Annotated in this window: 16 protein-coding genes and 1 riboswitch; of the genes, 6 read left to right on the plus strand and 10 right to left on the minus strand. The window is 55.4% G+C overall.

Features of this window, described 5'->3' with window-relative positions; all coding sequences use genetic code 11:
• Window positions 1–71: 71 nt before the first annotated feature.
• Together fadJ and fadI are read right to left on the minus strand one after the other, a co-directional pair.
• A complete protein-coding gene (fadJ, locus tag N2M06_RS09300; RefSeq protein WP_346350620.1) occupies window positions 72–2,180 on the minus strand; it encodes a fatty acid oxidation complex subunit alpha FadJ in 2,109 nt (702 codons plus the stop codon).
• Complete coding sequence (fadI, locus tag N2M06_RS09305) at window positions 2,173–3,489, minus strand: acetyl-CoA C-acyltransferase FadI (RefSeq protein ID WP_346350621.1); 1,317 nt, start codon at window positions 3,487–3,489, stop codon at window positions 2,173–2,175. Before fadI ends, fadJ begins: the two co-directional genes overlap by 8 nt.
• Window positions 3,490–3,687: 198 nt before the next feature.
• On the opposite strand from fadI, the gene N2M06_RS09310 reads away from it, so the two are divergent.
• The 5 genes from N2M06_RS09310 (at window position 3,688) to N2M06_RS09330 (ending at window position 9,318) form a co-directional block, all read left to right on the plus strand.
• Entirely contained in the window at window positions 3,688–4,203 is a 516-nt protein-coding gene (locus N2M06_RS09310) for a sigma-70 family RNA polymerase sigma factor (RefSeq protein WP_317075024.1), read from the plus strand.
• Entirely contained in the window at window positions 4,196–4,921 is a 726-nt protein-coding gene (locus N2M06_RS09315) for a DUF3379 domain-containing protein (protein WP_346350622.1), read from the plus strand. The genes N2M06_RS09310 and N2M06_RS09315 overlap by 8 nt, the downstream gene beginning before the upstream one ends.
• Window positions 4,922–5,042: 121 nt before the next feature.
• Window positions 5,043–6,506: a sodium/proline symporter PutP gene (gene putP, locus N2M06_RS09320; RefSeq protein ID WP_346350623.1), complete on the plus strand. Its 1,464-nt coding sequence runs from the start codon at window positions 5,043–5,045 to the stop codon at window positions 6,504–6,506.
• Between the two features lie 172 nt (window positions 6,507–6,678).
• Complete coding sequence (locus N2M06_RS09325; protein WP_346350624.1) at window positions 6,679–7,971, plus strand: outer membrane protein transport protein; 1,293 nt, start codon at window positions 6,679–6,681, stop codon at window positions 7,969–7,971.
• A 123-nt stretch (window positions 7,972–8,094) separates the two neighbouring features.
• Window positions 8,095–9,318 (plus strand): HDOD domain-containing protein, encoded by a 1,224-nt coding sequence (locus N2M06_RS09330; RefSeq protein WP_346350625.1) that lies wholly within the window; start codon window positions 8,095–8,097, stop codon window positions 9,316–9,318.
• Between the two features lie 3 nt (window positions 9,319–9,321).
• On the opposite strand, the gene N2M06_RS09335 is transcribed toward N2M06_RS09330, so the two are convergent.
• On the minus strand, window positions 9,322–10,872 hold the full coding sequence (locus tag N2M06_RS09335) for a Na+/H+ antiporter NhaC family protein (protein WP_019934824.1): 1,551 nt from the start codon (window positions 10,870–10,872) through the stop codon (window positions 9,322–9,324).
• A gap of 72 nt (window positions 10,873–10,944) precedes the next feature.
• Window positions 10,945–11,118: riboswitch (Lysine riboswitch) on the minus strand.
• A 344-nt stretch (window positions 11,119–11,462) separates the two neighbouring features.
• On the opposite strand from N2M06_RS09335, the gene N2M06_RS09340 reads away from it, so the two are divergent.
• Window positions 11,463–11,873, plus strand: coding sequence for an H-NS family nucleoid-associated regulatory protein (locus tag N2M06_RS09340; protein ID WP_019934825.1), 411 nt, complete (start codon window positions 11,463–11,465; stop codon window positions 11,871–11,873).
• A gap of 41 nt (window positions 11,874–11,914) precedes the next feature.
• On the opposite strand, the gene N2M06_RS09345 is transcribed toward N2M06_RS09340, so the two are convergent.
• From N2M06_RS09345 to cmk, 7 genes are all read right to left on the minus strand, one after another.
• Window positions 11,915–12,151 carry a DUF3820 family protein gene (locus tag N2M06_RS09345; protein ID WP_019934826.1) on the minus strand — a complete coding sequence of 79 codons (237 nt, stop codon included), beginning with the start codon at window positions 12,149–12,151 and terminating at the stop codon, window positions 11,915–11,917.
• Entirely contained in the window at window positions 12,144–12,857 is a 714-nt protein-coding gene (gene pyrF, locus N2M06_RS09350) for an orotidine-5'-phosphate decarboxylase (protein ID WP_346350626.1), read from the minus strand. Before pyrF ends, N2M06_RS09345 begins: the two co-directional genes overlap by 8 nt.
• 150 nt (window positions 12,858–13,007) lie before the next feature.
• On the minus strand, window positions 13,008–14,177 hold the full coding sequence (lapB, locus tag N2M06_RS09355; RefSeq protein ID WP_019934828.1) for a lipopolysaccharide assembly protein LapB: 1,170 nt from the start codon (window positions 14,175–14,177) through the stop codon (window positions 13,008–13,010).
• An 8-nt stretch (window positions 14,178–14,185) separates the two neighbouring features.
• The gene (locus N2M06_RS09360) at window positions 14,186–14,473 is read right to left on the minus strand and encodes a lipopolysaccharide assembly protein LapA domain-containing protein (RefSeq protein WP_019934829.1); all 288 of its coding nucleotides are present in this window, start codon (window positions 14,471–14,473) and stop codon (window positions 14,186–14,188) included.
• Between the two features lie 91 nt (window positions 14,474–14,564).
• The gene (ihfB, locus tag N2M06_RS09365) at window positions 14,565–14,846 is read right to left on the minus strand and encodes an integration host factor subunit beta (RefSeq protein WP_019934830.1); all 282 of its coding nucleotides are present in this window, start codon (window positions 14,844–14,846) and stop codon (window positions 14,565–14,567) included.
• Window positions 14,847–14,913: 67 nt separating this feature from the next.
• Window positions 14,914–16,584, minus strand: a complete 1,671-nt coding sequence (rpsA, locus tag N2M06_RS09370; protein WP_026344808.1) for a 30S ribosomal protein S1 — start codon at window positions 16,582–16,584, stop codon at window positions 14,914–14,916.
• A 112-nt stretch (window positions 16,585–16,696) separates the two neighbouring features.
• Window positions 16,697–17,377 (minus strand): (d)CMP kinase, encoded by a 681-nt coding sequence (cmk, locus tag N2M06_RS09375; protein ID WP_019934832.1) that lies wholly within the window; start codon window positions 17,375–17,377, stop codon window positions 16,697–16,699.
• Between the last annotated feature and the right edge of the window lie 168 nt (window positions 17,378–17,545).

Genomic DNA, 17,545 nt, shown 5'->3' on the forward strand with positions numbered 1-17,545 from the left:
CCTTAAATAAGGGGGAGCTGTGGGCTCCCTCCCCTTTTCAAGGGGAGGGTCAGGGTGGGGTTGGCCTCCCCTCAGTAATAACTTTTCCCTGCTTTCGCCATGTCTCGCAGCGGTTCACAGGGCGCAAAGCGTTCGCCGTATTTGCGGGCGTATTCTTCCATTTTGGCCACTATGCTGGCGATGCCCTGCTGATGCATATGATGAAAAGGCCCGCCGGTAAAGGGCGGATAGCCAATGCCGAACACGGCACCGATGTCGCCGTCGCGGGGGCTGGCAATCACGCCATCAGCCAAGGCCAGGGCGGCTTCGTTGAGCATCTGCAGGGTGCAGCGTTCGGCCATGTCCTGGGCGGGTAATTGCGCTTTGGGAGTAATGCCCAGCAGGCGATACATGTCCGGATCGGCGGGTTTGCCTTTTTTGTCAAAGGCGTAAAAACCGCGGCCGTTCTTTTTGCCATAACGCTTGGCTTCCAGCAGTTTGTTCAGGGCCGCCGGGGCCTTGAAGCGGCTGCCCAGCTCCGCCTCAAGCACGGGCGCAATTTTTACTGCCACGTCCAGGCCCACTTCATCCAGCAGGGTAATGGGCCCTACCGGAAAGCCGTATTTCACCAAAGCGCGATCAATGGCTTCTATCGGCTCACCCTCCAGCAACAGGCGGGCGGCTTCGTTAATATAGGGAGCGAGAATGCGGTTAACATAAAAGCCGGCGCTGTCTTTTACCACTATGGGGGTTTTGCCCTGAGCCCGGGCCAGCTTGAGCACCGTGGCCACGGTTTCCGGGCTGGTGCCGGCATGGGGAATAATTTCGGCCAGGGGCATTTTTTCTACCGGGCTGAAATAATGCAGTCCCACCACACGGCTGGGGTCGGCGGCCCCTTCGGCAATCTGATGAATGGGAATGGACGAGGTGTTGCTGGCAAATATGGTGTGGGCCGCGCCATGCTGTTGCACCTGCTGCACCATGTCTCGTTTTACCGCCAGGTCTTCAAACACCGCCTCCACCACCAGGTCGGCGCGCTCAACCCCGCTGTAATCCAGGGTGCCGGAGAGCAGCGCCAGCTGGCGGTTCATCTCGGGGCGGCGCAGGTGCTTTTTCTTTACCTTGGCATTGAGCAAGCGGTGCGCGGTGGCCATGGCCTGATTAATGCCTTCGGCTTTTATGTCTTTAATGCGCACCGGCATACCCGCTCTGGTGGCGGTCACAAAGGCAATGCCGCCGCCCATTAAACCACCGCCCAGCACGCCCACTCGGTGCAGCGGCCCGGGCTCGGCCCCCTGATAGGTGGTTTCTTTTTTCATTTCGGTGGTGGCAAAAAACAGCCGGCGCAATGAGGCGGATTCGGGCGTCATCACCAGCTCGCCAAAGGCGGTGGCTTCGGCCTGATAACCGGCTTCACTGCCCTGCTCAAGGCCGGTGCGCACGACTTCCAGCAATGTTTCCGGGGCCGGATAGTTGCCCTGGGTTTTGCCGCGCAGCTTGCTCAGGGCCTGATCAAACACCAGTTTACGGCCCAGCGGGTTGCCTTCCAGCGCTTTAGTTTTCAGGTCCGTTTTGCGAGCACTGGCGGGCTTGCCCTGTCTGGCCATGGCCATGGCGGTGCTCAGCAAAATGCTTTCGGGCACGCAGTCGTGCACCAGGCCGGCCTTGAGTGCCTGCTTGGGGCGCAGCTGCTTGCCGGTGAGCATCATATCGAGGGCTTTCATTAAGCCCACCTCACGGGGCAGCCGCTGAGTGCCGCCGGAGCCGGGGATCAGCCCCAGCTGCACTTCCGGCAGGCCCAGGCGAGTAATGTCGGCATCGCTGCATACCCTGCCATGGCAGGCCAGCGCCAGCTCAAGGCCACCGCCCAAGCAGGGGCCGTGAATGGCGGCAATCAGCGGCAGCTTAAGCCGCTCCAGCTCGGTAAAAATCTCCTGCCCGGCGCGAGACAGCGCCGCCGCGGCCCCGGCGCTGGTGCAACTTTCCAGCATGCGCACATCGGCACCAGCCACAAAGGAGTCGGGTTTGCCCGAGCACAGCACCAGCCCTTTAATGGCCGGGTTGTTACGAACCTCGGCCAGCAGGGCGCGCAACTCGCCGGCAAAGCTTTCGCGCAGTGTGTTCATGCGCTCACCGGGCACATCCATGGTGATGAGGCCAATGCCGTCATTAATGCTAAGAGTGAAAGTGGCTTCAGTCATTGGCTGCCTCCAGTACCATGGCCACGCCCAGGCCGCCGGCGGCACAGGCAGTGGCAAGGGCCAGACCGCCGCCACGGCGGTTCAGCTCATTCAGGGTTTGAGTGATCATGCGTGCGCCGGTGGCGGCAAAGGGATGGCCATAGGCCAGAGAGCCGCCCAGCACGTTGAATTTGTCCATGTCGATGGTGCCGATGGCACTGCCCTGCCCCAGCTCATTTTCGGCAAAGGTGCGGCTTTCAAAGCATTGAATATTGGCCAGAGTCTGGGCGGCAAAGGCCTCGTGCATGTCTATCAGGCTCATGTCGGCCAGGCTGCAGCCCGCCTGTGCCAGCGCTTTGGGGGTGGCGTAGCTGGGCCCCAGCAGCATGTTATGGCGCACATCAATGGCGGCATAGGCATGGCTGCGCAAATAGCCCAGAGGTTTCAGCCCCAGCGCCCTGGCCCGGCTTTCGGTCATCATCAGCACGGCGGCGGCCCCGTCGGTGAGCGCCGTGCTGTTGCCGGCAGTGACGGTGCCATGACTCTTGTCAAAGGCGGGTTTAAGCCGCTCATAATTGCTTAATTGTGAATCGGCGCGCAGGGTGTTGTCTTGCGAGAAGGGCGCTTTAAAAGGCGGCAGATAAGCCGTCATCACTTCATTGCTCAGCCAGCCCTGCTGCCAGGCACGGGCGGCCAGCTGGTGGGAGCGATGGGCGAATTCGTCTTGCGCCTGGCGGGAAATGCCGTGGCTTTTGGCCATTTGCTCGGCGGTTTGGCCCATGGTGAGGCCGGTGGAATATTCGGCAATGGCCGGCGGCACCGGGGCCAGATCTTTTATATTAAGCCGGCGCAGAATGGCCAGCTTTTTGCTCAGGGTTTTGGCTTTGCTGAGTTCCAGCAGGGCTGCGGCCAGCCGGCGCGACACGCCAATGGGCAGCACCGAAGACGAATCGGCCCCGCCGGCAATGCCCACTGCTACCCTGCCCGCCTGCATGGCCTCGGCCAGGCTAGACACCGCCTGAAAACTGGTGGCACAGGCGCGGGTCACGCTATAGGCGTCGGTGCTCACGGGCAGCTCTGTGCCCAGCACTATTTCCCGGGCAATGTTGGGGGCGCTGGGCATCTGAATGACCTGGCCAAATACCAGCTGCTCTATGTCACTGGCGTTTACCGGTGCCCGGGCCAGCAGTTCGGCTACCAGCATGCGGCCCAGATCGAGGGCGGCCATGTCTTTAAACACGCTGGCCTGACGGGCAAAGGGGGTGCGCAGCCCCGACACAAAGGCAATGCGGTCGCCCTTGTGAGTAGTAAGTGAATTCGTCGACGACATGAACGCTCCTTGTTTTTGCAAGAGGTCTGACCTGCCTGCATAGTAGCAATGGCGAAAAGGGTTTCAAACAGGTAATTAACAAGAGTCGCTGTGTGCGGCCGCAGTGGTTAAACTGAATAACAGATGCCCATTCGGTGAAAAATGATGATTTCTATATTCAAGCGAAAGCAACAGGGGCAGCCGTCGGTCTCTAAGAGCATGATGATGAAACAAAAGCGTTACGAGGCGTTGGTGTATGCCCTGCATGGCGATCTGTTCCGTTATGCGTTCTGGCTATGCCACGACCGGCAAGTGGCAGAAGACCTGGTGCAGGAGACGTTTTTGCGTGCCTGGAAAGCCCTCGACAGTCTGAAAGAAGAGAAAGCCGCCAAAGCGTGGCTTATTACCATTTTGCGCCGGGAAAATGCCCGCCGGTTTGAACGCAAGCAGTTCGATCTGGTCGACATTGAAACCACGGCGGTGCCCGACCGTAAAACGCCGGGCATGGAGCAGAAAATGGAAAATGAGTGGCTGCGACGGCATATTGCCGACCTTGCTCCTGAATATCGTGAGCCGCTGTTGCTGCAGGTAATTGGTGGTTTTAGTGGAGAAGAAATTGCCGGAATACTGGATTTGAACAAGAACACCGTAATGACCCGCCTCTTTCGGGCCAGAAATCAGCTGAAAGAGGCCATGGAGCAAGACACTACACCAAGAGGTCGCAGTAATGGATGATCTGGAATTCCGCCGCCGGGCTTATGCGGATCCTGATGATAAAAGTCCCGAATTTTTAGCCGCATCTGCCAGCAGCCAGAGTAATCGTCAGTTTCTGGAAGACATGAAGGCGTTTAACCGCAAGCTGAGCTTTGCCTTGGAAGAGCCGGTGCCCCATGCCCTGCCCGATCAACTGATGCTGTCTCATTTGCTGCGCCAGCCCGATCGTGAGCAGTCTCGCTGGCGGTATCTGGCGGTGGCGGCGTCGGTGGCCTTTGCGCTGGGTTTTGCCACTCGTTTTGTGACCTTTTCCCCCCAGGCTGTGGCCGAGCCGCCGGCGGTAGGTGAAGTGGCGGTTACTCATGTGCTGCGGGAAATGCCTTTTACCCATTACATTGATGAAGAAGTGACCCTTGAAACCGTGAACGCCAAGCTGCGCCCTTACGGCACCCGGCTGCAGGATTTGAGCGGCATGGGCAAGGTGTATTATGCCAACCATTGCATGTTTGCCGGTGGGCCGGCGGCACATCTGGTGGTGCAGGGCGAGCACGACAGGGTGCATGTGTTTCTGGTGCCCATGGAGCGGGCTTTGCAGCTGCAGGAACGGTTCAGCAAAGACAACCTGCACGGCGAGGTGCTGCCCATGAGCTATAACCGCCTGGTGGTGGTAAGCGATCGCAACGAAGACGTCAGCCGCGTTGCCGAGCGGGTGAAGGCATCTTTGGAGAAAGCGATCTAACTTTCGCCCGCGTTCCCGTTCGGCACCATCTATTATAAGAGTTGTATGCTCTTTTGGTGTAACATTCAGCCCGTGATAACACGGAAGCCATTAATGCTGTTTGCAACAACGGGAACGCGCTATGACCATTGAACTCCCTATTTTAATTACCTTTGTCAGCTATCTGGTGCTGACCATGCTGATTGGGGTGGTGGCTTATAAAGCAACCAGCTCGCTCAGTGATTATATTCTGGGCGGCCGCCGCCTCGGGCCCGGTGTGGCGGCACTGAGTGTGGGTGCCTCCGACATGAGCGGCTGGTTGCTGCTGGGCCTGCCCGGTGCGGTTTATCTTTATGGTATTAATCAGGCCTGGATTGGCATTGGCCTGGTGCTGGGTGCCTGGCTTAACTGGCTGTTTGTGGCCAAGCGGCTGCGGGTGTATACCGAGCAGGCCAACGACTCTCTTACCCTGCCCGACTTTCTGGAAAACCGCCTGGATGACAAAAGTGGTCTTATTCGCGTGATTTCGGCGCTGACCATTCTGGTGTTTTTTGTGTTTTACACCTCCTCCGGGCTGGTGGGCGGTGCCATTCTGTTTGAGAAAGTATTTGGCCTGCCCTATCTCAGCGCCCTTCTTATCGGCGGTGCCGTGATTGTGGCTTACACCTTTATGGGTGGTTTTCTGGCCGTGTCCTGGACGGACTTTTTTCAGGGCATTCTGATGCTGCTGGCGCTGATCGTCATGCCCTGGGCGGTGATGAACGAACTGGGCGGCATGGAGCAAACCATGACGTCACTTGATGCCCTGGACAACAACAAACTGAACCTGTTTCACGACTTTTCATTGCTGAGCGGTCTGAGTTTGCTGGCATGGGGCCTGGGTTATTTTGGCCAGCCGCACATTCTGGCCCGCTTTATGGCCATTGACTCGCCCGCCTCGGTGCCGCTGTCGCGGCGCATTGCCATGAGCTGGATGATTCTGTCTTTGATTGGTGCCCTGGGTGTGGGGTTGTCTGGCGCTGTGTATTTTGCCGATGCCCCGCTGGAAAACTCAGAAACCGTGTTCCTGGCGCTGGCCAATGCGGTGTTTAACCCCTGGGTGGCCGGCTTTTTGATTGCTGCCATTATGTCGGCCATTATGAGTACCATCGACTCTCAGCTGCTGGTGTGCTCTTCTGCGCTGACGGAAGACTTTTACAAGCGCTGGCTGCGCCCCAAGGCCAGTGATAATGAACTGGTGTGGGTTGGCCGGTTTGCGGTGCTGGCGGTAGCGGTGCTGGCGCTGGTGATTGCCACCGACCGGGAAGCCTCGGTGCTGGAGCTGGTCAGTTACGCCTGGGCCGGCTTTGGTGCCGCCTTTGGCCCTGTGATGATTTTGTCGGTGTTCTGGTCTCGCCTAACCCGCAACGGTGCCCTGGCCGGCATTGTGCTGGGTGCCCTGACCGTTATCGGCTGGAAACAGCTGGAAGGCGGTCTGTTTGATCTCTATGAAATTGTGCCCGGCTTTGTTGTTTGCTGGCTGGCGTGCTGGCTGGTAAGCCGCTACGACAAGGAGCCGTCCAAAGCCGTTGTGCTGGGTTTCCGGCGTATGGAGTCGGAGCTGTAAGCCAGTTTACAGTTTGATTTTTCTCACAAAAGAGGCCGTTCGGCCTCTTTTTTTAAACGCTTGTTTTACTTTTTTGTGACTTCTTTCTAATCTGCTTTAAACAGGTGTTTTATTACCGGCCGCGTTCTGTTGTCGCCGCCTCTTTGTTCACCCAGGAAAGTGAGATGACTCTATGCGCAAAAAGACATTAACTTTGTCGGTGCTGGCAGCCGCCGTGACCATGGCCACCGGACAGGCTCAGGCTGCGGCGTTTCAGCTGGCGGAGCAAAGCACCACAGGATTGGGCCGGGCTTATGCCGGTGAAGGTGCCGCCGCCGAAAATGCGTCTGTGCTGGGGCGTAATCCGGCAGCCATGACGCTGTTTGACCGCTCGTCGCTGTCGGCAGGTGCGGTTTATGTGAATCCGGAAGTGGATGTGGAAGGCAAGCCTACCGCAGGTCAGGCCGCTGCCGCCGGCATTGCCGGCCTGCCGACTCAGTCAAATGATATTGCCGATGATGCGGTGGTACCTTTTTTCTATTATGTGCAGCCCATTAATGAGCAATGGGCTGCGGGCCTGGGCATTTTTACCAACTATGGTCTGTCTACCACCTATCAGGATGATCACTACGCCGGGCCGGTGGCGGGTAAAACCTCGCTCACCACCATTAATGTTAACCCCAGCATTGCCTACCGAGTGAACCCTCATCTGTCGCTGGGAGCCGGTTTTAATGCGGTGTATGCGGATGCGGAGCTGATCCGGCATTCAGGAGTGGCGGCAGTGGCAAACCCGGGCCTGGGCTTGCAGCCTACCTCAGAGTTTGTGCGTCTAGCCGGTGACGACTGGGGCTATGGCTGGAATATCGGCCTGCTGCTGGAAGCGGATGAGTATAACCGCTGGGCCCTGACCTACCGCTCTGAAGTGGATTTAACCCTGGAAGGTGATTATGCCAGTGCCAAACCCTCTGTTGTACCCGGCCTCCCGGTGGGCACTAATGGCCAGACGGTGCCCGGCAAGCTGGATTTAACCCTGCCCGCCATTGCCGAGCTGTCGGGCTTTCATCAGGTGGATCCGGCTTGGGCGGTGCATTACGGTATTATGTGGACCGAATGGAGCAGCTTTGAGGAGCTGCGGGCGCTGGGCAGTAATAATGGCACTTTGTTCCAGAAAGACGAGAAATTTGATAACAGCTGGCGGGTCAGTGCGGGGCTTACCCATCAGCTGAATGATCAGTGGACCCTACGCGGTGGCCTGGCGTACGATCAGTCACCGGTGCCGGAAGCCACCCGCAGCATTTCCATTCCCGATGTGGACCGCACCTGGTACACACTGGGGGCCACCTATGCCGTGAGTCAGAACCTGAGTGTGGATGCCGCCTTTGCCTTTCTGGATGGCGGCAAGGTGGATGTGGTGGAAGACGGCTTTGCTTTTACCTCCGGCGGTGATGCCTACCTGATGGGCCTGCAAATGAACTACCAGTTTTAATCTTCATTACGCCCGCATTTATAATCAAAGCGCCTTCGGGCGCTTTTGTTTTTGTGCTGAAGGTTTGTTTCACTATGGTCGATTACGGTATATTACCGGATTATTTTTCATATTGGTTGTTTCATGAACGCATACAGTTTCGTCGCACGCCAGGCCATTCTGGATGTGAATGGCAATCCGCTGGGCTATGAGCTGTTGTTTCGTCTTGGCCTGGAAAACCGGTTTCCTGATATCAGCTCTGAGCAGGCTACCCGGCGGCTGATTGCCGAGCAGTTTTTAAGTGAGAAAATTGACGACCTGGTGGGCTCTGCCATGTGCTTTGTTAATTTTCCTGACTCTCTGCTGGCAGAAGGGCTGACGATAGGGCAGAAACATCAGAATATGGTAATTGAAATTCTGGAAGATGCCCGCCCCACTCCCGAACTGCTGGAGCAAGTGAAACAACTTCGTCGCGCCGGCATTAAGGTGGCGCTGGATGATCATGTGCCCGGACATGGCTGGAGTTCGTTTTTTCCTTATGTGAACTTTATCAAGCTGGATTTGCGTCAGTTGCCATTGGCTGACTGCCGGCGCATTATTGAACAGGCCAGCGATTATCCTGAGCTGCGTTTTATTGCAGAAAAAGTAGAAACATTAGACGAATTTGAGTCTGCCCGTGCTGTCGGTTTTGAGTATTTTCAGGGATATTATTTTCAGCAGCCACAGGTGATTAAACGCCGGCTGCTGACCACGGATGAAATCACTGCCTTTGAACTGCTGAAAGCCGTCAGTGAGCCACAGATTGATTATGACAAGCTGACAGCGCTGTTCAGCCGGGATCTGCCACTGACTTATAATGTATTGCGGTATGTCAACAGCCTGCATATGGGCTATAAACGCCAGAGCATAGAAAATTTACGTTATGCGCTGGTGTATCTGGGTCAGGAGCAGCTGAAACGGTTTACCGCCATGGTGATGACAGCCTATATCAGCAAAAATAAAAACCGTGAATTATATCGTTTGTCCATTATTCGGGCCCGCTGGTGTGAGTTGCTGGCTGGCCGGATGAACCCTGCCCTCGCCCATGATGCCTTTATCTGCGGTTTGTTTTCACTGCTGGATGTGCTGCTTGAGCGTCCGGTAGCCGATATATTGCCTCAGCTGCCTATTTCTGATGAGGCAAAACAGGCGCTGGAACATGGCAAGGGGGAGCTGGGCTTTTTACTGGGTCTTATTCAGGATCATGAAAGAGCCAACTGGACTAATCTGCAAAAACGGCTCGACTTTATTGGTCTGCAGCCGGATGTCAATGCCCGCTATTATGAAGAGGCCATCAGCTGGAGTAACCAGCTGGAGGCCTCCCGCTGAGCGCTAGCGCCGGCGCAAGGCCCAGAACCCCAGCACAACCATAAACATAATGGCAGAGGCCATCAGACCAGCCAGCATGCTGGCCGTTACTCCCAGCGCCAGAAAGCCGGCAATGCTGACCACCGCCATCGACAGCGCATAAGGCAGCTGTGTCATCACATGATCGATATGATGACAGGACGCGCCGGTAGACGACAGTATGGTGGTGTCAGAGATAGGCGAGCAGTGGTCGCCAAACACCGCACCGGCCATGACCGCGGCCATGCCCGGCAGTAGCATGCCGGTATCGATGGCCATGGTCATGTCGGCCGCAATGGGCAACATAACACCAAAGGTGCCCCAGCTGGTGCCGGTGGCAAAGGCCATAATACCCGCCAGAATAAACAAAATGGCCGGCAACAGATAAATCGGCAGGTTCTGTTGCACCAGAGACGCCAGATATTTGCCGGTTTCCAGCTCACTGATAAGGCCGGCAATGGTCCAGGCAAACAACAGAATATAAATGGCCGGCAGCATGCCTTTCACGCCCACCAGCAGGGTATGCAGCCAGTCTTTGCCGGTGGTGCGCTCACGCACCAGGCTGATGGCACAAATCAGCAGCCCGGCCACACCACCTGCCACCAGAGCGCGGCCCACATTGGTATTTTCCAGTGCACCCAGCAGGCTGAACGCCTCTCCTGCCTCACTCAGCGCCGTGGCACCGGTCCAGAGCAGGCCGGCCACGGTCACCAGTGTGAGACCGCCAATGGCAAACAACAGATCAGTGACCCGGCCACCGGCCACCTCATGATCGTGTACGCCCGGCGGCGTGCCTTTGCTGCTGTCAAACAGCTCACCACGCAACGCCTGTGCTTCATGGCGCTGCATCAGGCCCAGATCCCAGCCGCCACGAATCACCAGAATGACCATCAGCAGGGTAAAAATGGCGTAAAAGTTCATGGCACCCATGGTGATGAATGCTGCCAGCGGACTTTGTCCGGTTACGCCATAGCCGGCCAGAATACCGCCAACCAGCGCTATGATATAGGCTCCCCAGGAAGACACCGGCATCAATACACACACGGGCGCGGCGGTAGAATCCAGCAAATAGGCCAGCTTGGCACGGGATATACCAAAGCGATCGGTGACCGGGCGGCAAATGGTGCCTACCGATAAACTGTGAAAGTAATCATCAATGAAAAACACAAACACCAGCAGACCGGTCATGGCTTTGGCCTGACGGCGGCTTTTAATACGGGCCTGCGCCCATTCTGCAAAGGCGTGGGTTGCACCGGCACGGCTCAGCATACTGATAATGCAGCCCAGCAATAACAGAAAAAGCAGAATATTCACATTCCATTCATTCAGGGCGCCTTCATCCCAGAACAAAGACTGCACCTTGATACCAAGATGAGACAAGGAATTGAGGGGATTAAATTGCTCCAGCAGCAGGCTGGCCAATACAATGCCAAGGCCCAGCGAAAGCAACACCTTGCGGGTGGCAATGGCCAGTAAAATGGCAATAAGCGGGGGTAATACGGACCAGACAGTCTGAATAAACGGATGAGCTTCCACAGCGACACCTGAATGTTAAGTAATGAAAAAACCACCAGGAGCAGGAAACCGACACAGTCTTATCCTTTCTTTCCCAGCAGTAGCGCATCACAATCAATAATTGTGACAGTATCAGCCCTTTAGGTACTGATCCCAACCGTGATTCGGTGATAAAAACCACAGCTTCGGCAGCACTTCCTTTTGGCCGGCGTCATTGGTATCACCCTGTTCCGGCTTACTGATAAGCACTGCGCCTCTACGCAGGTAAGTTGGCGAATTTTACTGGCTCGGGCGTAAAGATCAACACATTCATCTGTTTTGTTGCATTTATGTTGGCTTAATGTCGTTATTATCTACATTTGATAAACCTTGCCTGCAAAGTGTGTCTGTTGTTGATAGAGTAGGTTTAACTTCTTTAGGCCTTACCTTTCTGCTTATGAAATGTAAGGATTTAATGTGAGTCGCGCTAAAAGAATTATTTTGCATTTTGCAACCATTGTTGTTTTATGATTGTATTGTTCAGTCTTTTTAATGCCAATTAACTTGCAACCATGCAATTCTGGCTGTAAATTTAATTTATTAAAAAAACAAACAAGCTACAGGTGAACACAATGTCCGATTTTTTGAAAACGCTGCTTAATATTCGCAGCCTGCGCGCTACCTCTCGCGAGCTTACTCTGGAACAACTGGAAGAAGGTCTTAACAAACTGACCACTGTGGTTGAAGAGCGCCGTGAATCTGAAGCCGAAGACCGTGCCAAAGCCGCAGAAAAAGAGCGCAAACTGAAAGAATATGCCGATATGCTGGCCGCCGATGGCATTGATTTAAGCGAGCTGCTTGAGGCCGTTGAGCCTGCTGCCAAGAAAGTTGGCGCACCTCGTGCCAAGCGTCCGCCCAAATATGAATATCATGATAACGGCGAGCGTAAAACCTGGACCGGCCAGGGTCGTATGCCCTCAGTTATCAAAGAAGGTATTGAGACCCAGGGTAAATCTCTGCAAGATTATCTGATTAAAAAGTAATGCATACTTGTTATTGAAAAGAGGGCCGGCAGGCCCTCTTTTTATTTGGGTAATAAGCGGTAAAGCGGCTGATCGAGCCCGTTGTGTTTAAGCTCATACACCAGTGCCAGCTCAGCCCCCAGCGGCCCTTCAGGCCAGCCCTGGCGTTCCATCCAGCATAAATAGGCCAGTGGCAGCCGCAGCAGCGGCTGTCCGCGATATTTGCCATAGGGCATGGGGGTTTGAATAATACGCAGCAGCCCGGCCTGACTCAGACCGGGTGAGACAGGCTCAGCCATGCAGACTGGCGTTAATGGCGCTCAGGGCGGCGGCAGGATCCGCAGCCTGAGTGATGGGCCGGCCGATAACCAGATAGTCACTGCCCGCCTTCAGGGCCAGCTCAGGCGTCATGATGCGGCGCTGATCACCGGCATCACTGCCCGCCGGACGAATGCCCGGGGTGATCAGTTTAAAATCGGGGCCAAGCTCACTCTTGAGCAGGCTGGCTTCCTGTGCGGAGCACACCACGCCGTCTAGGCCGGCTGCTTGTGTGAGCCGGGCCAGGGCCAGTACCTGCTCTGCCGGAGAGCGCAGCACGCCGGTCTGATTAAGCTCGTCGGCGGTCATGCTGGTCAGCACTGTCACCGCAATCAGCAAGGGGGCCTTGTCACCGTAAGGGGCCAGGGCCGCTTTGGCCGCTTCCATCATGCGGCTGCCGCCACTGGCGTGCACATTCACCATCCATACGCCCAGCTCAGCGGCTGCGGCCACGGCCTTGGCCACTGTGTTGGGAATATCGTGAAACTTGAGGTCAAGAAAGACATCAAAGCCCTGCCCGGTGAGGTGACGAACAAATTCAGGGCCGAACAGGGTGAACATTTCCTTACCCACTTTCAGCCGGCACTGAGCCGGATCCAGTTGCGCCACCAGCGCTTTCGCATGCTGCTCGTCGGCAAAGTCGAGGGCGATCAGCACTTTGGGATCGCGGTTGTGTGATGTTTGCATGAGTTAATTACCTTCGGTTTTTACATTTGGTCATTCCGGCCCCCGAGCCGGAATCTGTTTATTCGTGCCGCAATGTTGTGAATTCGCTGCGCTTATCGCCAACTACCAGTCCCTGCTCCCTATTCCCCAGTCCCTATTCCCTGCTTTAAATCATTCGCCGTCCAGGCCGCGCACCGGCTTGATGGTGCCCCATTGCTTGCAGGACGGACATTGCCAGAACAGGCTGTGCACGGAAAAGCCACAATGGCCGCAACGGTGACTGGGCTTGGCTTTTATCTGTTCGGCCACCAGGGCTTTAAGCATTTCCAGGCTGGCCCTGGCCTGGCCCTGACCGGCATTATCGGCATGATAAGACATCAGCCGGTAAAAACCTTTCATGGTGGGATGGCGCTGTAAATGGGATAATACCAGTTGCTCGGCACTGGCCTGGCCGTCGCGAACGGCTATACGGTCTGCCAGCATCAGTACTTCACTGGCACCAGCGTCTTGTGCTGTCCATTGCTCAAGCAAGGCGGTCAGGGTGTCATCCTGTTGCAACTGATGATAACAGTGCTGAAGATCTGAAAGAATTTCACTGATAAAGCTTTTATCCTGCTGCGCCACCTCTTGCAGAACACTGGCCGCCTGACTCAGGTTACCTGCGGCCATATATAATTTACCCAGCCCCATACTGGCACGAACACAGCCCGAATCGGCTTTCAGCGCTTTTTTGAAATCGCTGATGGCCCCTTTGCTGTCTTGCCGCTTTTGTTTTTGCTCTGCCAGTTCACAGTAAAAATGCGCCATGGGTATCAGGGCCTTGTTGCCCTGCTGCTTTCTCAGCCGCCCTGCCACCGTAATGGCCTGCTCCCAGTCACGCAACTGCTGATAAAGGGTGAGCAGCAGCTCGAGGGCATCCTGCTCGTAATCGGGATCTTCTTTTAACTCTGTTAATATTTGCTCGGCGCGATCCAGCAGGCCGGCGGCAAAGAAATCCCGGGCCAGCTCCAGCATGGCAAGATGGCGTTGTTCCAGAGAGAGGCTGGTGCGGGCAATCAGGTTCTGATGAATACGAATGGCCCTGTCTACTTCACCACGGGAGCGAAACAGGTTGCCCAGTGCCAGATGGGTTTCTATGGTTTCGCTGTCAACCTGCAACAGCTGAATAAAGAGATCAACCGCCTTGTCGGGCTCATCGGAAAGTAAAAAGTTCAGCCCGGCAACATATTGCCGGGAGAACTGACTGGATTGTTTCTGTGTATCCTGGCGAACACTTCGGCGACCCATATACCAGCCATAAGCCGCCGCTACCGGAAGCAGCAGAAACAACAATTCCAGCATGAAGTGTATTATTCCTTAACCGGGAGTGCTCTGAGCTCTTCCAGTTCGCGGTGCTGACGTTCTACTTTTTTATTCAGCCCTTTGTTGGTCATTTTAAGACGCAGCATCACCAGACCAAATACCAGCCAGCCCAGCAAAAAACCAGCCACAAACACCACTGCCAACAATGAAGACAGCCGGTAATCACCCTGAGCCAGCAGATAATTAACATGTACCAGCTGGTCGTTCTGGGAGCCCAATGTCAGCCCCACGGCAAAAAGGATCGCCAGCATTATCAGGCCAAAGATTATTTTCACTTTACCCTCTCAACATCCTGATTTTTTGAGTGTTTGGCATTATCCCGAAAAACCACCGGCGACGCTACCGCAGCCGACAGGAAAAGTGACCTCAGGCCGGGTTTACCCGCTCGCGTAATTCCTTACCCGGTTTGAAGTGAGGAACGTATTTGCCGTTAAGCTCAACTTTTTCACCGGTTTTAGGATTACGCCCCTGGCGGGGAGCACGATAATGCAAGGAAAAGCTGCCAAAGCCGCGAATTTCGATACGGTCACCTGTTTGCAGTGTTGACGCCATTTGCTCAAGAATTTCCTTGATGGCACTTTCAACTTCTTTGGCAGACAAATGGGGATATTGCTCAGAAAGGCGTTCAATGAGATCGGATTTTGTCATGATTCAGTCTCCGAAATATATAACAAAAAGGGGCCATAAAGGCCCCTTTGTTCAATAACGGCTTGGCTTATTCGCCTTTGGCCGCCTTGAATGCTTCGGCCATTGCACTCAGACCAACCACTTCGTCTTGCTGGTTCAGAGTATCGATAGCAGCTTTCTCTTCAGCTTCGTCTTTCGCACGGATAGACAGGCTGATGGTGCGGTTTTTGCGATCGATGCCCATGTAACGAGCTTCAACTTCTTCACCGGCGTTCAGTACGGTGGAGGCGTCTTCGATGCGGTCGCGAGAGATGTCGGCAACGCGGATGTAACCTTCCACGCCTTCTTCCAGCTCAACCACGGCACCCTTGGCGTCAACGGCAGTGATGGTACCCTTAACGATAGCACCTTTCTTGTTGTCAGACAGGTACTTATTGAAAGGATCCTCGTCGATTTGCTTCACGCCCAGGCTGATGCGCTCACGCTCAGGGTCAACCTGCAGAACAACGGCTTCAATTTCTTCGCCTTTCTTGAACTCACGAACGGCTTCGTCACCGTTGGCGTTCCAGGAAATGTCGGACAGGTGAACCAGACCGTCGATGCCACCGTCCAGACCAATGAAGATACCGAAGTCGGTGATGGACTTGATCTTGCCGGAAACGCGGTCGCCCTTGTTGTGGGTTTCAGCAAACAGCTGCCACGGGTTGGACTTGCACTGTTTCAGACCCAGAGAGATACGACGACGCTCTTCGTCAATGTCCAGAACCATTACATCTACGTTGTCGCCCACAGAAACCACTTTGGACGGGTGGATGTTCTTGTTGGTCCAGTCCATTTCGGATACGTGTACCAGGCCTTCTACGCCTTCTTCGATTTCAACGAAGCAGCCATAGTCGGTCAGGTTGGTCACGCGGCCGGCCAGACGGGTGCCTTCCGGATAACGGTTGGCGATATCTACCCACGGATCTTCGCCCAGCTGCTTCAGACCCAGAGACACACGGGTGCGCTCGCGGTCGAACTTCAGGACTTTAACGTTGATTTCGTCGCCAACGTTCACGATCTCGGAAGGATGCTTAACGCGCTTCCAGGCCATGTCGGTGATGTGCAGCAGGCCGTCTACGCCGCCCAGATCCACGAAAGCACCGTAGTCGGTCAGGTTCTTAACGATACCTTTAACTTCCTGGCCTTCCTGCAGATTTTCGAGCAGCTGCTCGCGCTCGGCGCTGTTTTCGGTTTCGATCACGGCACGACGGGAAACAACCACGTTGTTGCGCTTCTGGTCCAGCTTGATGACCTTGAACTCAAGCTCTTTGCCTTCCAGGTGAGTGGTGTCGCGAACCGGACGCACGTCTACCAGAGAGCCGGGCAGGAAGGCGCGAATGCTGTTCACTTCTACGGTGAAACCGCCTTTAACCTTGCCGTTGATCACACCGGTTACGGTTTCTTCGTCTTCGTAGGCTTTTTCCAGCTGCAGCCAGGCTTCGTGACGCTTGGCTTTTTCACGGGACAGCTGAGTCTCACCGAAGCCGTCTTCCACGGCGTCCAGCGCTACGTCTACTTCGTCGCCAACGCTGATTTCCAGCTCGCCCTGAGCATTTTTGAACTGCTCGGCAGGAATGGCAGACTCGGATTTCAGACCGGCGTCAACCAGTACGATGCCGTTTTCAATGGCAACAACAGTACCTTTAACGATGGAGCCCGGACGGGTTTCGAGTTCTTTCAGAGACTCTTCAAAGAGTTGAGCAAAAGATTCAGTCATATGATTAATGAATACACACTGTTTGAGTTGAACATCCACGGGGCATTCCGGCGCACGTGGGGTGACTAACACATTCCGCCCTTCTTCCCTGAGGGCGGCATTGCCAAATGGCTTAACGGCCAAGTTTAACCTTAGTATGACTCAGCACCCTGTCCAGCACATCTGTGATGGAAAGGCTGGTGGAGTCGATAATTAACGCATCGTCAGCCGCCTTGAGAGGCGCCACGGCCCGGTTTCTGTCCCGGTCGTCACGCTCCTGTATTTCGCTTAAAAGGCGGTCAAAGCTAACATCAAAACCCTTGTCTTGCAACTGCTTATAGCGCCGGCTGGCCCGCTCTTCGGCACTGGCATCAAGAAAGATTTTAACCTCGGCATCGGGGAACACCACTGTGCCCATGTCGCGGCCGTCGGCAATCAGACCGGGCCTGGCACGAAAGGCGCGCTGGCGGCGCAGCAGTGCCTCGCGCACACGGGGAAACGCCGCCACCTTGCTGGCTGCGTCGGCCACTTCCTGAGTGCGAATGGCACGGGAGACGTCTTCGCCTTCCAGGATAACGCGGATTTCGCCGCTTTCGGCAGGAAACTGCACATCAAGATGTGCTGCCAGAGGCATCAGCCCCGCTTCGTCATTCAGTTCCACATTGTGGTGCAGTGCGGCCAGCGCCAGCACCCGGTAGATAGCGCCGGAATCGAGCAGGTGCCACTCCAGTTGTTCGGCCAGCAGCTGGCACAGGGTGCCTTTGCCGGCGCCGCCCGGGCCATCTACGGTAATGACGGGAGCTTGTTCAGACATACATCCTCCGGTAAATCATGAGTCCGGACAGACCGCAAGGGCGGCTGTCGCGCGGGCGGCATTATAACCAAGTTAAGAAGCCAAAGACATTACCGCCGTATTGAACCTATACCTGCTGCCCCTTCCGCTTTACAATAACCACCATTTTTTATTGATAAATAACCAAAA

Origin of the sequence: Oceanimonas sp. AH20CE76 (assembly GCF_039654065.1) — a bacterium.
Lineage (GTDB): Bacteria > Pseudomonadota > Gammaproteobacteria > Enterobacterales > Aeromonadaceae > Oceanimonas > Oceanimonas smirnovii.